Origin of the sequence: Lentilactobacillus laojiaonis (assembly GCF_020616595.1) — a bacterium.
Lineage (GTDB): Bacteria > Bacillota > Bacilli > Lactobacillales > Lactobacillaceae > Lentilactobacillus > Lentilactobacillus laojiaonis.
Genome location: NZ_CP085278.1, coordinates 243937 through 257961, shown reverse-complemented (window position 1 = coordinate 257961; position 14025 = coordinate 243937). Strand labels below are relative to the sequence as shown.

The window sequence follows — 14025 nt, the reverse complement described above, 5'->3', positions numbered from 1 at the left end:
GGAGAACTCTTATGCATAATCATCCCGATTTTAATGAAGCTCCTAGGTCCAAAGGAACTTTTAAATTTAAAGACTTTATTCGCCTAATTGATCGCGTTAATCCTAAAAGATCCCTATTTATTTTAGGCATCATTTTAAGTTTAGTTACTACTGTGGCTAGTTTAATCGTTCCACAATTAACTAAAGGTTTAATTGATACTAGTCATTTAGCTAAGATTAGCATGTCTACTTTAACTATTTTAATTTTAGCCTTTATTATTCAATTAGGTGTCGGAACCATTAGTGGTTTTATTCTCCGATACGTTGGTGAAAGTGCCGTTAAAAATTTACGAGAAATTTTATGGAATCATTTACTAAAACTTCCGATTAAATATTTTGACGATCACAAATCCGGAGAAATTAGTTCTCGTTTAGTTAATGATACCTCAATCATTAAAGATTTGGTGACATCACAATTTCCTAATTTTATTACGGGAGCCCTCCAGTTAGCCGGATCAATTGTTATTTTATTTTTCATGGATTGGAAAATGGCTTCTATCATGTTTATCACCGTTCCGATTTTTGCCATCATCATGTTACCAATTGGAAAAATAATGTCTAAATTAGGTCGCCAACTTCAAGCAGCCACAGCTGATTTTAATGCGGATGCTACGGAAAAATTATCAGAGGTTCGTTTAATTAAAGCCAGTAATGGTGAAAAAAGTGAAGAAGCTTCCGGAGCAAACTTCATTAGCAAAATTTTCTCATTAGGTATCAAAGATGCCAAAGTTGAAGCGGTCTTACAACCCATCATGATGACCGCTATGTTAGGTATTTTTGTGGGAATTTTAGGCTATGGAGCTATTCGAGTACAAGCAGGTACTTTAACCAGTGGTTCCTTAGTAGCTTTTCTACTTTATTTATTTAATATAATTTCTCCAGTGGCTACCTTTGCCACCTTCTTCTCTCAAGTTCAAAAGGCCATGGGATCTACGGAACGAATTAATGAAATTCTAGAAACTCCAGTAGAAACTCAATTAAATCATGCCAATGATTATATCGATGTTGAAGGCCAAAACATTTCAGCTCAACACCTATACTTTAGTTACGATGAAAATCATCCCATCATTCAAGATGTTTCATTTGAAGCAAAACCCAATTCTGTAATTGCTTTTGCGGGACCAAGTGGCGGTGGTAAATCAACCATCTTTTCACTTATCGAACGATTCTACCAACCCACCCAAGGAAAAATTATGGTTGGTGATCAAAACATTCAAAACGTCGATCTAGATAATTGGCGTTCCCAAATCGGTTTAGTTTCTCAAGATAGTGCTGTTTTTGCCGGAACTATTCGAGATAATCTTCAATATGGATTAGCCAATAGCTTGTCCGATGATCAATTATGGCAAGGATTGCAATTAGCTTATGCCGATCAATTTGTTAAGGATTTCCCTGAACAACTTGATACCCAGATTGGTGAACGTGGCGTTAAATTATCTGGTGGTCAAAAGCAACGAATTGCTATTGCTAGAGCTTTCTTAAGAAATCCAAAGATTTTAATGTTAGACGAAGCCACTGCTAGTTTAGATTCTCAATCTGAGGAAAAGGTTCAACAAGCTTTAAATAAATTAATGGTTGGCCGAACCACCCTAGTTATTGCGCATCGTTTATCAACGATCGTTGATGCCGATCAAATTTACTTTATTGAAAAAGGTTCCGTAACTGGTCATGGGACTCACCAGGAACTTATCAATTCCCATGAGCTTTATGCGAAATATGTTAATGAACAAATGGTAAACTAATTTTATAGTTTAATGGTAATAAACACAGAGGTTAATATAAATAAAGGATTGGTTTTTGCCAATCCTTTTTTCATGCAAAAATATATTTTTGGTGTTAAGATTTCCATGAAATCAAATTATATTTAGGAGGTATTTCTAATGCTTAAATTTAAAGTTGGCGATAAAGTTACAATCCTAGATGAACCTAATACTACCGATATGGGTACTATTGAAGGTTACGACCAAGACAGTGGAAAATATTTAGTTAAATTTGAACAAAGCGATAAAAACCGAGAAATGTATTACAATGAAGAACAATTAGATACCTACAATAAATAAAAAGACCTTCCCTATTGGGAAGATCTTTTTTATTTCATATTTAATGATTCATTTAACCAATCGTTATCGTTAGGATTTTCTGATCCACGTTGGTTTTTATCAATGTTGGCAATGGCTAACATTTCATCATTACTTAATTCAAAATCAAAAATATCAATGTTTTCAGCAATTCGATTAGCGTGAATTGATTTTGGTATTACAATAACATCTCTTTGGATATTCCAGCGCAAGATTACTTGTGCCACACTCTTATGATGAGCTTGAGCAATTTTAAGTAAAGTTGGGTCTTCTAATACCGCACCTTTACCTTGTCCTAAAGGACCCCATGCTTCGTGAGCAATATCTAAGTTAGTTAAATATTCATGTAATTCTTTTTGTTGGAAGTAAGGATTAGTTTCAACTTGATCAACTGCTGGTTTAATTTTAGCGGTTGTTAATAATTTATCCATTTGAGGTTTTTCAAAATTAGAAACCCCAATTGACTTAACTAAACCATCATTATATAGACTTTCTAAGGCACGCCATTTTTCTTGATAACCTTCACTAGGCCAATGAATTAGGTATAAATCTAAATAATCAGTTTTCAATTTCTTTAATGATTCATGAAACGCTGCAATTGTTTCATCATAAGTGGTGTTATTATTCCATACTTTTGATGTAATAAATAAATCTTCACGTTTTACGTCACTATCAGCTAAGGCTTCACCCACTAATTCTTCATTATGATAAATAGCAGCTGTATCGAAGTGTCGATAGCCATCTTTTAAAGCATTAGAAATTGAATCTTTCAATTCGTTAGCATCTTCTATTAAGTAAACTCCTAAGCCTAATTGTGGAATCATTTTACCATCATTTAATTTATATTGTTCCATAATTATACCTCCCTACGGTTTATTTATATAATAAATCTATCAGCTTGTAATAACAATAAGGTACTTATAAGTGCCTATACATTAGCGAGCCATTAAATAAATTTGTTTAGCATCATTGCCAAAAATCTTTTTAATCGAACCCTTAAATCCACCCGTAGATGCTACGAAACGATTGGCCATAATTTCAATTTCATCATCAGTTGGAGAGACTTTTAATTCTTTTAAATTAATAGGCATTTCAATTGAATGATAAAAATCTTCCATTGCTTCGATGCCTTTTAGGGCAATTTCAGATTCTGTTCCTGTTGAATCTACTTTCATCACGTTTATTGCAAATTTAACAAATCTAGATAAATTATTTTGGTAAACATAGCGAGCCCAACTTGGCCAAATAGCTGCTAACCCGGCCCCGTGCGTTACTCCATACATACCACTAACTTCATGTTCTAACATATGGGTAGCGAAATCACCACCATCGGTTCCTAGTCTCGTTAAGTCGTTATGTGATAATGAACCGGCCCACATAATTTCAGCCCGGGCTTCATAGTTTGTTGGATCTGCTTGAAGGATCTTAGCATTTTTCATTACCGTTTTTAATAATCCTTCAGCAATAGCATCAGTCAGTTCCATATGACTACCATTAGTAAAATATCTTTCCATTGTGTGCATCATAATATCGGTAATTCCACTATTAGTTTGATACTTAGGTAAAGTTAAGGTTAGTTCAGGATTCATAATCGTAAATTTAGGTCGGGCTAAATTATCGTCATAAGCACGTTTTTCATGCGTAACTTCATTAGTAATTACAGATCCCATACTGGTTTCACTACCAGCTGCTGCAATCGTTAAAATTGAGGCTACTGGTAAGCAGCTAACCGCTTGTCGCGTATGTTCATATAAGGTCCATACATCTTTATCAGGTTCTGCAATTCCATAAGCAATGGCTTTAGCAGTGTCAATGGCCGAGCCACCACCAATCGCTAAAATAAAATCAATATTATGTTGATGACCTAATTCAATCCCTTCATATACTTTGGATAATTGCGGATTAGGTACGACGCCCCCTAATAGGGTATATTTAATATTTTCTTGGTTTAAAGATTCTTTAACTTCATCTATTAACCCATTTTTGATAACTCGATCGCTACCAAAAACAATTAACACATTTTTACCACCATATTTATCGATATAGTTTCCCACTTCATTTTTAGTTTGTTTACCAAATACAACTTCAGTAGGTGCATAATAATCAAAATTATTCATCATTTTACCTCTCTTACTCCACTAAAATAATGGTCGTTGATATAGTTTTATGATAATTTTCTTTAATCGTTTAAACATTAAGGTAACTCCAAATTTCATATTAATAATTACATAAATATGATAGCAACTTTAAATTAACAAAAATATAATATGATGTATAATTATTATGATTAAAATGACAAATTATTACTAATTGTATAATTATTTTACGGAGATGATTCAAAAATGGAAATACCGTTTATACAAGATGAAAATGGCATAGAAAGTATTAGTGGCATTACTTATGAATTTCCCTACACAATGCACCATCGTAATTTAAGTAATGACGATATTCCTTGGCATTGGCACGAAGAACTCGAGTTTAATTTTGCTTATAAGGGTCCCATTATTATTGAAACCACGCATCAAATTTATACCATCCAGCCAGGCGACGGTTATTTTATTAATACTAACGTTATAAACACCAAACGTAGCGCTAACGATGATCAAGCTGCGATTGAGTATGCTCATTTATTTCATCCCGTTTTACTAACGGGACATTATCGGAGCATTTTCGAAACCCGATATTTAAACCCAATTCTAAAAAATCAATCTATTGAAGTATTAATTTTTAAACAGGGCGAACCTTACACTAAAGAATATATCGATATCCTTAATCAATTAAATAAGCTAGATCAAAATGAAGCTTTTAAAATTAGAAATTTACTATCTGAAGCTTGGTTAATTATTATGAAAAAGGCAGACAATCGTCCCAATGAATTGTTTAATAATTCATATCCTAATGAGCAAGCTAAGAAAATGCTGGCTTTTATTCATCAAAACTATGCACAAAAAATTTATCTTGATGATCTTGCTGAATTGATTGGCATGAGTTCACGAGAAATTATCAGAATTTTTAAAGCCACTTTCCACCAAACTCCGATGGAATATTTAACCAGTTATCGCGTTAAACAGGCTAAAACTTTATTAAGAGAAACCGATCTTCCTATTACTAATATTGCTCTGATGACTGGTTTTAACGATAGTGCTTATTTTAGTAAAATCTTTAAAAAGACCAATAACCTAACTCCTAAAGCATATCGAAAAAATAACGCTTTAAACCAATAAAAAAGAGGCTTATTCTAAGCCTCTTTTTTTGCTAACTATAGTTCACTAATATTATAGTTAGTAGGGTTAATGATTACCCAACTAATTATCTGAATTACAATTAAAACTAAGCCAACTACTGGTAAAAAATAAATTCCAATTAAGCCTACTAAGCCCACTCCTAAATCAAATAAATAGTGAAAATTGCGGATCTTAGTTACTTCTTTATCCTTAAATTGGTCATCAATGAGTTTCTTATTCTCATCGTAAACCACCTTATCTAAAGTATGATAAGCAAAGGTCCAAATTAAAAAAACAAAAAAGTAAAAATATTCTGGAGCTTTCGCCAAAGGAAAGCTACTTACCCAGCTAGTTGAAACCGGAATAATCGCCATACTTAATAACCACCAATTATTAATCCAAAAAACTTTTTTAGAAATATTTTCGGAATTATTTAATAAGTAGCGATGATTATACCAAGCCGCACAAATAAAACAAAAGCTAATTATAAAAGCAATAAAATGAGTGCTTTCTTTAAATAAGGCTGAAATGTCATCAACTTCCGGTGTCTTAATTTCTAAGACCATAATGGTCATGATAATCGCCGTTACCCCGTCTGTAAAAGGTTCTAATTGCTCTTTATTCATAAATAATCACCTCATTAGGGTAATTATTATTTTAAATACTAGTCTTTGTCAATTGAAATGACCTGATCCTAAACAAATTTAACGGCTGTGCCGTAAGCTACTACTGATTGCATATCGTTACTAATTGATGAAGAATCAAATCGCATGCAAACAATCGCATCGGCACCTTTAGCTTGAGCACTTTCTTCTAGACGTTGAATTGCTAAATTACGAGCATTTTCTTGCATTTTAGTATAAGTTTTAATCTCGCCACCTACAATATTTTTTAAAGTGGCGCCCACATTTTTAACGATGTTTCTTGATTGAGTGGTAACTCCAAAGACTTCTCCGATAACTTCGTATTGTTTACCAGAAATATTTTCAGTTGTTGTTATTAGCATAAAGATTCTCCTAACATGTTATTTAATTTCATTCTACCAGTAAATAATAAAAAAGACCCCTTAAAGGAGTCTTTTTTATTAAAATTCTGCGTTACCGGGAGTTCTTGGGAATGGAATAACATCGCGAATGTTAGTCATACCAGTAACATACATTACTAAACGTTCAAACCCAATTCCAAATCCTGAATGCATCGTTTCACCATACTTACGTAATTCTAAGTACCATTGATATTCTTCTGGATCTAAATTAAATTCATTAATTTTAGCAGTTAATTCTTCAATACGTTCTTCACGTTGACTACCACCGATTAGTTCACCAATGCCAGGAACTAATAAATCTACAGCGGCAACGGTTTTACCATCAGCGTTATCACGCATATAAAAGGCCTTAATATCTCTTGGATAGTCGGTAATAAAGACGGGTTTTTTATAAACTTCTTCACTTAAGTAGCGTTCGTGTTCAGTTTGTAAATCAATTCCCCAACTAACAGGATATTCAAATTCAACATCAGCTTGTTCTAAAAGTTCGATAGCTTTAGTATAAGTAATTCTAGCAAAGTCGGCTTGGCTAGTATTAGTTAAACGTTCGATTAAAGTATCATCCACAGCATCGTTTAAGAATTCTAATTCTGGACGACCATTTTCTAAAATGTAATCAACTACGTATTTTAGTAAGCCTTCTGATACATTTAACACATCATTTAGATCGGCAAATGCCATTTCGGGTTCAATCATCCAAAATTCGGAAGCATGACGTGGGGTATGAGAATCTTCTGCCCTAAAGGCTGGTCCAAAGGTATAAACATTGCCAAATGATAATGCAAAAGCTTCTGCAGTTAACTGGCCACTAACTGTTAAACTAGTATTTTTCTTAAAGAAGTCTTTCGTAGCATCTACTTTACCTTCATCATTTTTTGGTAAGTTTTCTAAGTCTAAAGTAGTCACTTTAAACATTTCACCGGCTCCTTCAGCATCACTACTAGTAATGATTGGAGTATTTACATATACAAAATCATTTTGTTGGAGATATTGATGAACCGCAAAAGAAGCTAAAGAACGAATCTTAAAGACGGCGTAAAAGGTATTAGTACGAGGTCTAAGATGTGAAATAGTTCTTAGATATTCATATGAATGCTTTTTCTTTTGTAGCGGATAATCAATATCTGAATTACCTTCTAATACCACTTCATTGGCATGAATTTCAAAAGGTTGTTTAGCATCGGGAGTATATACAAATTCTCCAGTAACCTTAATTGTTGCACTAAGTGGGAATTTAGCAATTTCATCAAAAGTTTCCAAATCACGAGTAAATACGACCTGAACATTTTTCATGTAAGTTCCATCGTTAATTTCAATAAAACCAACTTTTTTAGAGCTTCGAATAGTTTTAATCCAACCACTAATGGTAATATTTTTATCCGCAAAGCTAGCTGGATCTTTGTATAAGTCTTTAACACGTAAGTTATCCATTATGTTGCCTCCTATGATTACAGTTTTATGCAAATAAAAAATCCTCCATCCCTAAAAAAGGGACGAAAGATTTCCTTCGCGGTACCACCCAAATTGTTTATTAATAAACCACTTTTGTATTATTTAAATGATCAAGTAAGGTGTTTTTCAAATATCTCAATTGATTGAGCTTCCACTATCCTCAATTCGCTAACAATTGGCTAATATTTTACTCGTCTTACTCGTAAAACTGTATTTTTTATAATGATAGCATTAAAGCCGAAGCGTGTAAATATAGGATTTAATAATAAAAATCATCCATTAACCTAGTTAGGCAATGAATGATTTTTTACTATAGATTAATTGGTTGGCCACCCGTTACTCCATAAATTTGGGCAGTAACATAACTAGCTTCATTGGAAGCCAAAAATACATAAACTGGAGCTAATTCCGCAGGTTGACCGGCGCGTTGCATTAAGGATTTTTGGCCGAAGTTTGGTAAGGCGCTAACTGGTTGGCCTCCAGCTAATTGCAATGGTGTCCAAACCGGACCTGGAGCAACCCCATTTACACGAATGCCTTTGGCCGACAATTCTTGGGCTAAATTAACAGTAAAATTGGCAATCGCTGCCTTAGAAGCTGCATAATCCATTAAATGAGGACTAGGTTTAAAGGCTTGAACTGAAGTAGTAGTAATAATACTGCTACCAGCTGGTAAATGTGGCAATGCTGCTTGAACAATCGCAAACATAGCAACAATATTGATGTTAAAGGTATCTTTTATTTGTTGAACGGGTAAATCTTCAATTGATGGCTGTGAGATTTGATGAGCCGCATTTAAAACTAAAGTATCCAGACCATCTAATTCTTTAACGGCTTTTTCCACGATAGTATGTGGAGTTGAGTCATCTTTTAAATCATAAGGTAGTAAAACCGCTTTTCTGCCGGCATCTTGGATATATTGAGCGACTTGTTTAGCATCAGCTTCTTCACCCGGTAAAAATTGAAGTGCAACATCTGCTCCTTCCCTAGCAAACGCAATGGCAGCTGCACGGCCAATTCCGGAATCACCACCCGTAATCAGTACCCGGCGATTTTCCAATCTATGATTACCAACATAACTATGTTCTCCACAATCAGGTACGGGATCCATCTTAGATTGAAGTGCAGGCGCAGCTTGATCTTGTTCTTTAAATTTATCAGTAAAGTATAATTTTCTAGGATCTTTCAAAACTGGTTTTTCCATCTTTTTACCCTCCTTTTATATTTTTTACCTTACTGCAAGACATCGCCTTCATAAAATAATTTGCCCACTAAGTTACCTATCCGTTAATTTTAGCCACAAAAAAACACCTTCCCAAAGGAAAGGTGTTGAATTCAAAACTAAATATAGAATATATATTAACGTTTTGAGAATTGTGAAGCTTTACGAGCTTTCTTAAGACCTGGTTTCTTACGTTCTTTCATACGAGCATCACGTGTTAATAAACCAGCGTGTTTTAATGGTCCACGGAAATCTGGGTCTACTTCTAGTAATGCACGTGCAATACCGTGACGAGTTGCTCCAGCTTGTCCAGAGAAACCACCACCGTTAACGTTAACTAATGCATCATAGTTACCAAGAGTTTCAGTAACGTTGAATGGTTGCATAACAACTTCACGTAAGTTAGCAAATGGAATGTATTCTTCGATAGCTTTGTCATTCATGATAATTTTTCCAGTACCAGGTACTAAACGTACTCTAGCAACTGAATCTTTACGACGGCCTGTGCCGTAATATTGTACTTGAGCCAATGCAATTTCCTCCTTAAATTAGGTTACTAATGTCTAATACTTCAGGTTTTTGTGCTTGTTGCTCGTGTTCAGCACCAGCATAAACGTGTAATTTCAAACCAATCTTGTGACCTAATGTTCCATGAGGAAGCATTCCCTTAACTGATTTTTCAATCAAGCCTTCAGGGTTCTTGTCACGGAAGTCACCAGCAGTTCTTTGTTTTAAACCACCGATAAACTTACTGTGACGGTAGTAAATCTTGTCTTTAGCCTTCTTACCAGTTAAAGCCACTTTGCTTGCATTAATAACGATAACATTATCACCTGTATCTACGTTAGGTGTAAATGTTGGTTTGTTTTTACCTCGTAAAATTGAAGCAACAACAGTTGATAGACGTCCCAAAGGAACATCAGTTGCATCAATAACGTACCATTTACGTTCTACTTCACCAGGTTTTGCCATATAAGTTGTACGCACGTTAAATTCCTCCATGTTTCTGTGTTTGTTCGACACCAATAAGTTTCCGGGGCTTATCGTGGGGCAAACAATACCAGTTATCATGATACAAATAAATCCCTAAAAAGTCAATCTCATTTTAGATAATTTACTTCCACTTCATTGGTAATTTGGTTGGATGTTTAGGATCCTCGCCCTGATAATAAACCTTCTTTAAATATAGTCCACTTGCTGGCATAGTTCTTCTTGCTTGAGTCCGATCTTTGACTTCAAAAAGTCGGATAATATCGTGGGGATCTCGTAATCCAGAACCAATTTCTAAAACTACTCCCACCATAATTCGGACCATATTGTATAAAAATCCATTGCCATAAAATTCAATAGCAATCTCATTATTTTCTGCATCTAATTTAGCAAATGCTTCATAAATGGTTCTAATGTTAGTCTTTGCAGTAGATCCGGAAGCCACAAAGCTAGAAAAATCATGTTCACCAATTAAATCTTGGAGGGCCGCGTTAAGTTTATCCAGATCAATCGGATATTTCCAATTAGAAGTATAGTTTCTTTTAAACGGATTAATAAATTGATCTAAAGTTACTCGGTAAACATATCGCTTACCCGAAACATCATATCGAGCGTGAAAATCATCAGGAACTTTTTCTACCTTCTTAATTTGCATGTCTAGCGGCAACATACTGTTTAATCCCATATACATACTTTCTTCAGATAAATCATAAGGAAAATCAAAATGGACTACTTGGCCTAAAGCATGTACGCCGGCATCCGTTCTCCCCGATCCAAATACTTCAATAGCTGGGGTAGGCTTTTTAGCCATTAAATTAATTTTCTTGGTTAAAATTCCTTCAATTGTCCGCTTATTAGGTTGTCGTTGAAATCCACTAAATAAGGTACCGTCATAGGCAACGGTTGCTTTGTATCGAACCATGTTATCTCTACTTTCTAACTAATATAACTAACACTGCCACTAATATATACACTAGGAAACTAATTGTATCTCTTTTTTGCCATTTATAAATCCGATACTTACTTCGATGCTCACTATCCGTAAATCCGCGAGCCTCCATCGCTGTTGACAGGTTTTCAGCATGCGTAATAGCACCAGTAAATAAAGGAATTAATAAAGGAACCGCCACTTTGATTCGATGCTTAATACTACCAGAACCAAAGTCAACCCCTCGAGCTCGTTGAGCATTCATGATAGTTTGAGTTTCGTCCATTAAGGTAGGTACAAACCGCAAAGCAATCGATAACATTAAAGCCAAGGTATCCACTGGAAAATGTAGTCGTTTTAGCGGTTTTAGTAAGGTTTGAATCCCATCAGCTAATGCTAATGGCGAAGTGGTTAACATAAGAACTGTCGACATCATAATGATTAATAAGAAGCGAATAAATATATAACCACCGTTAATCAAACTTTGATCAGTAATGGAAAAAATTCCCCATTTAAAAATGGGAGTTCCCCCACTACTAAATAAAATTTGTAAAAGAACCGTAAAAATTATCAACCAAAGTAACGGCCGAATCCCCTTAATAAAAAAGCTAATTGAAATTCCGGATAAAACAATTGTAGCTAATATTAAAACAATTAGCATGGCATAACTAATTAAGTTGTTAGCCAAAAAGATAACTAAAACAAAGAAAAAACTTATTAATAGTTTAGCCTGGGGCGACATTTTATGAATCCAAGAATTTCCAGGTAAATAACGTCCAAAGATAAAGTTACTCATGATCAACTTCACCTACCTCAATAATCGCTTTAGCCAACTGCCATATATTATCTAAATTACCAGGTACTTGATAGCCAGCTTGACTTAATCGATAGGCAAATTCTGCGTTACTAGGTAATGCTAATTGATGCTGAATTAACCATTGGGGGTCATTAAAGATTTCTGTGGAATTACCCACTTTAACGACTTCACCATGATCCATTACGACTACTTGATCACTATATTGAACCACGTCATCCATTTGATGAGTAACTAATATAATCGTCATCTGCCGATCAATATGCATCCGGTAAATTAAATCCATTATTTCTCGATGACTTTTCGGATCTAAACCAGCAGTGGGCTCATCCAAAATTAAAATTTCTGGTTGCATTGCCAAAACTCCTGCCATTGCAACCCGTCGTTTTTGGCCCCCAGATAAATCAAAAGGTGATTTTTCAGCTAATTTACTATCTAAACCAACTAAATCCATAGCTTCTAGAGCTAATTGTTCAGCGACTGACTCACTTTTACCGTAATTTAGTGGTCCAAACATGATATCTTTAATAACCGTTTCCTCAAATAATTGTTTCTCCGGAAATTGAAATACCATGCCAACATGTTGGCGGAATTTTTTTAGATTTTTATTGGAAGTCTTGGGCTCGATTTTAAAATCACCAACTGATAATTCACCCGTAGTTGGTTTAAGTAAAGCATTAATGTGTTGGACTAACGTCGATTTCCCACTACCGGTATGTCCGATAATTGATACATAGGAATTATCCTTAATAGTTAAAGTAACGTCCTTTAGGGCATAGACAGGGTTATTTGAGCCGTCATCATATAAATGACTTAAATGATCTATTTTAATTGTGTTATCCATTTGACCAACTCTCCTTCATCCATATATCTATGCGGAACATCTAATCCTTGTTGTCGTAAGGCATCCATGAGTTTAACCGTATATGGCACATCTAAGCCTAATTCCAATAACTTATCTTCATTACTAAACATATCATTGGGATCCGTAGCCTCTACCAATTGACCTTGATTTAAAATCATTATTCGATCAGCCAAAGCTGCTTCATCAATATCATGAGTTATTGAAATTACCGTTAAATTCAGTTCCTGCTTTAAACGATAAATTAAGTCAATAATATCCTTGCGCCCCAATGGATCCAGCATACTAGTAGATTCATCTAAAATGATAATTTGAGGAGCTAAAGCAATTATTCCGGCGATAGCTACGCGCTGTTTCTGTCCGCCTGAAAGACTTTCCGGAACTCGTTCACGATACTCCCACATATTAACACTTTTTAGGCTTTTCTCAACAATTGTATGCATTTCATCAGTGCTCATTAATTGATTTTCTAACCCAAACGCCACATCATCTTCCACAGTAGCTCCAACAAATTGATCATCGGGATTTTGAAATACCAATCCAATTTTTTTATGAATTTTATTAATATTTTCCTCATTAACCAAAAGATCATCAACAAAAATTTCGCCACTCATAGGTTGATATAATCCGTCTATTAACTTGGCAATCGTACTTTTACCACTACCATTTTGACCGATAATAGCAGTCCATTCTCCTCTTTTAATTTCAAAAGAAAGGTCCTTAAAAATTTCAGACTGCTCAGGATATTTAAACGATATATTTTTTACCTCAATAATATTTTTCATTAGCTTTGGCCTACCATAATATTTTTTTATGTACAAAAAAATCACTAACAGATTAACGGCGCATGAGAATAATTCCCACATTCAAACTAGACTAGGATAAATTATCCACCATCGTTACGTTTTATACCGAAAATCCGAGTGATTCTCGTGAAAAATATGTTATTAATTAACTTATATTAAAATAATTAGTCAACTAGTTGTAAAATAACCATTTGGGCACCATCACCACGACGTGGCATGGTTTTCATGATTCTAGTGTAACCACCATTACGGTCTGCGTATTTAGTAGCTAATTCACCAAATACCTTTTGTAAGGCAGTAGTTACAGTAATATCATCGCCGTCTTCTTTAACATCAGCAATAACATCGCGAAGAAAGGCAGCTGCTTGACGACGTGAATGTAAGTCACCACGTTTACCGAGTGAAATCATTTTGTCTGCAGTTGAGCGAACTTCTTTGGCTTTTGCTTCAGTAGTAGTAATTTGACCATTGATAATTAAATCAGTAGTTAAATTACGTAATAATGAACGACGGTGAGCACTAGTTCTTTGTAATTTACGATAACTCATTAAGGGATGTCCTCCTT

The 14025-nt window shown here is 34.6% G+C and carries 16 protein-coding genes; 3 read left to right on the top strand and 13 right to left on the bottom strand.

Translation table 11 applies throughout. The features are described 5' to 3' along the window. Positions 1-11 precede the first annotated feature (11 nt). Together LHL71_RS01335 and LHL71_RS01330 are read left to right on the top strand one after the other, a co-directional pair. Positions 12-1781, top strand: coding sequence for an ABC transporter ATP-binding protein (locus tag LHL71_RS01335; protein WP_227361260.1), 1770 nt, complete (start codon positions 12-14; stop codon positions 1779-1781). A gap of 138 nt (positions 1782-1919) precedes the next feature. Next, positions 1920-2099, top strand: coding sequence for a KOW domain-containing RNA-binding protein (locus tag LHL71_RS01330; protein ID WP_227361259.1), 180 nt, complete (start codon positions 1920-1922; stop codon positions 2097-2099). Between the two features lie 29 nt (positions 2100-2128). Here LHL71_RS01330 and LHL71_RS01325 read toward each other — a convergent pair whose 3' ends face one another. Continuing rightward, positions 2129-2971: an aldo/keto reductase gene (locus LHL71_RS01325; RefSeq protein ID WP_227361258.1), complete on the bottom strand. Its 843-nt coding sequence runs from the start codon at positions 2969-2971 to the stop codon at positions 2129-2131. A gap of 81 nt (positions 2972-3052) precedes the next feature. Further along, the gene (locus LHL71_RS01320) at positions 3053-4234 is read right to left on the bottom strand and encodes an iron-containing alcohol dehydrogenase (RefSeq protein ID WP_227361257.1); all 1182 of its coding nucleotides are present in this window, start codon (positions 4232-4234) and stop codon (positions 3053-3055) included. A gap of 225 nt (positions 4235-4459) precedes the next feature. Here LHL71_RS01320 and LHL71_RS01315 point away from each other — a divergent pair, with 225 nt between their 5' ends. Further along, positions 4460-5341: an AraC family transcriptional regulator gene (locus LHL71_RS01315; protein WP_227361256.1), complete on the top strand. Its 882-nt coding sequence runs from the start codon at positions 4460-4462 to the stop codon at positions 5339-5341. A gap of 35 nt (positions 5342-5376) precedes the next feature. On the opposite strand, the gene LHL71_RS01310 is transcribed toward LHL71_RS01315, so the two are convergent. From LHL71_RS01310 to rplQ, 11 genes are all read right to left on the bottom strand, one after another. Further along, entirely contained in the window at positions 5377-5967 is a 591-nt protein-coding gene (locus tag LHL71_RS01310) for a TMEM175 family protein (protein ID WP_227361255.1), read from the bottom strand. A gap of 68 nt (positions 5968-6035) precedes the next feature. Beyond that, on the bottom strand, positions 6036-6347 hold the full coding sequence (locus tag LHL71_RS01305) for a heavy metal-binding domain-containing protein (RefSeq protein WP_227361254.1): 312 nt from the start codon (positions 6345-6347) through the stop codon (positions 6036-6038). A gap of 78 nt (positions 6348-6425) precedes the next feature. Continuing rightward, positions 6426-7817: an asparagine--tRNA ligase gene (gene asnS / locus LHL71_RS01300; RefSeq protein ID WP_227361253.1), complete on the bottom strand. Its 1392-nt coding sequence runs from the start codon at positions 7815-7817 to the stop codon at positions 6426-6428. A gap of 331 nt (positions 7818-8148) precedes the next feature. Then, complete coding sequence (locus tag LHL71_RS01295; protein WP_227361252.1) at positions 8149-9042, bottom strand: SDR family oxidoreductase; 894 nt, start codon at positions 9040-9042, stop codon at positions 8149-8151. Between the two features lie 155 nt (positions 9043-9197). Then, complete coding sequence (gene rpsI, locus LHL71_RS01290) at positions 9198-9590, bottom strand: 30S ribosomal protein S9 (RefSeq protein ID WP_227361251.1); 393 nt, start codon at positions 9588-9590, stop codon at positions 9198-9200. A gap of 13 nt (positions 9591-9603) precedes the next feature. Next, positions 9604-10047, bottom strand: coding sequence for a 50S ribosomal protein L13 (gene rplM, locus LHL71_RS01285; RefSeq protein ID WP_227361250.1), 444 nt, complete (start codon positions 10045-10047; stop codon positions 9604-9606). 127 nt (positions 10048-10174) lie between these two features. Then, a complete protein-coding gene (gene truA / locus LHL71_RS01280; RefSeq protein WP_227361249.1) occupies positions 10175-10972 on the bottom strand; it encodes a tRNA pseudouridine(38-40) synthase TruA in 798 nt (265 codons plus the stop codon). Between the two features lie 7 nt (positions 10973-10979). Continuing rightward, positions 10980-11774 carry an energy-coupling factor transporter transmembrane component T family protein gene (locus LHL71_RS01275; RefSeq protein WP_227361248.1) on the bottom strand — a complete coding sequence of 265 codons (795 nt, stop codon included), beginning with the start codon at positions 11772-11774 and terminating at the stop codon, positions 10980-10982. Continuing rightward, positions 11767-12636 carry an energy-coupling factor transporter ATPase gene (locus tag LHL71_RS01270; protein ID WP_227361247.1) on the bottom strand — a complete coding sequence of 290 codons (870 nt, stop codon included), beginning with the start codon at positions 12634-12636 and terminating at the stop codon, positions 11767-11769. Before LHL71_RS01270 ends, LHL71_RS01275 begins: the two co-directional genes overlap by 8 nt. Then, positions 12615-13439, bottom strand: a complete 825-nt coding sequence (locus LHL71_RS01265) for an energy-coupling factor transporter ATPase (protein ID WP_227361246.1) — start codon at positions 13437-13439, stop codon at positions 12615-12617. The genes LHL71_RS01270 and LHL71_RS01265 overlap by 22 nt, the downstream gene beginning before the upstream one ends. 185 nt (positions 13440-13624) lie before the next feature. Continuing rightward, the gene (gene rplQ, locus LHL71_RS01260) at positions 13625-14008 is read right to left on the bottom strand and encodes a 50S ribosomal protein L17 (protein WP_227361245.1); all 384 of its coding nucleotides are present in this window, start codon (positions 14006-14008) and stop codon (positions 13625-13627) included. Positions 14009-14025 lie beyond the last annotated feature (17 nt).

Bases quoted from the DNA above. Each gene is read 5' to 3' on its own strand.
- LHL71_RS01335 (WP_227361260.1), top strand. From the start codon at position 12: ATGCATAATCATCCCGATTTTAATGAAGCTCCTAGGTCCAAAGGAACT.
- LHL71_RS01330 (WP_227361259.1), top strand. From the start codon at position 1,920: ATGCTTAAATTTAAAGTTGGCGATAAAGTTACAATCCTAGATGAACCT.
- LHL71_RS01325 (WP_227361258.1), bottom strand. From the start codon at position 2,971: ATGGAACAATATAAATTAAATGATGGTAAAATGATTCCACAATTAGGC.
- LHL71_RS01320 (WP_227361257.1), bottom strand. From the start codon at position 4,234: ATGAATAATTTTGATTATTATGCACCTACTGAAGTTGTATTTGGTAAA.
- LHL71_RS01315 (WP_227361256.1), top strand. From the start codon at position 4,460: ATGGAAATACCGTTTATACAAGATGAAAATGGCATAGAAAGTATTAGT.
- LHL71_RS01310 (WP_227361255.1), bottom strand. From the start codon at position 5,967: ATGAATAAAGAGCAATTAGAACCTTTTACAGACGGGGTAACGGCGATT.
- LHL71_RS01305 (WP_227361254.1), bottom strand. From the start codon at position 6,347: ATGCTAATAACAACAACTGAAAATATTTCTGGTAAACAATACGAAGTT.
- asnS (WP_227361253.1), bottom strand. From the start codon at position 7,817: ATGGATAACTTACGTGTTAAAGACTTATACAAAGATCCAGCTAGCTTT.
- LHL71_RS01295 (WP_227361252.1), bottom strand. From the start codon at position 9,042: ATGGAAAAACCAGTTTTGAAAGATCCTAGAAAATTATACTTTACTGAT.
- truA (WP_227361249.1), bottom strand. From the start codon at position 10,972: ATGGTTCGATACAAAGCAACCGTTGCCTATGACGGTACCTTATTTAGT.
- LHL71_RS01275 (WP_227361248.1), bottom strand. From the start codon at position 11,774: ATGAGTAACTTTATCTTTGGACGTTATTTACCTGGAAATTCTTGGATT.
- LHL71_RS01270 (WP_227361247.1), bottom strand. From the start codon at position 12,636: ATGGATAACACAATTAAAATAGATCATTTAAGTCATTTATATGATGAC.
- LHL71_RS01265 (WP_227361246.1), bottom strand. From the start codon at position 13,439: ATGAAAAATATTATTGAGGTAAAAAATATATCGTTTAAATATCCTGAG.
- rplQ (WP_227361245.1), bottom strand. From the start codon at position 14,008: ATGAGTTATCGTAAATTACAAAGAACTAGTGCTCACCGTCGTTCATTA.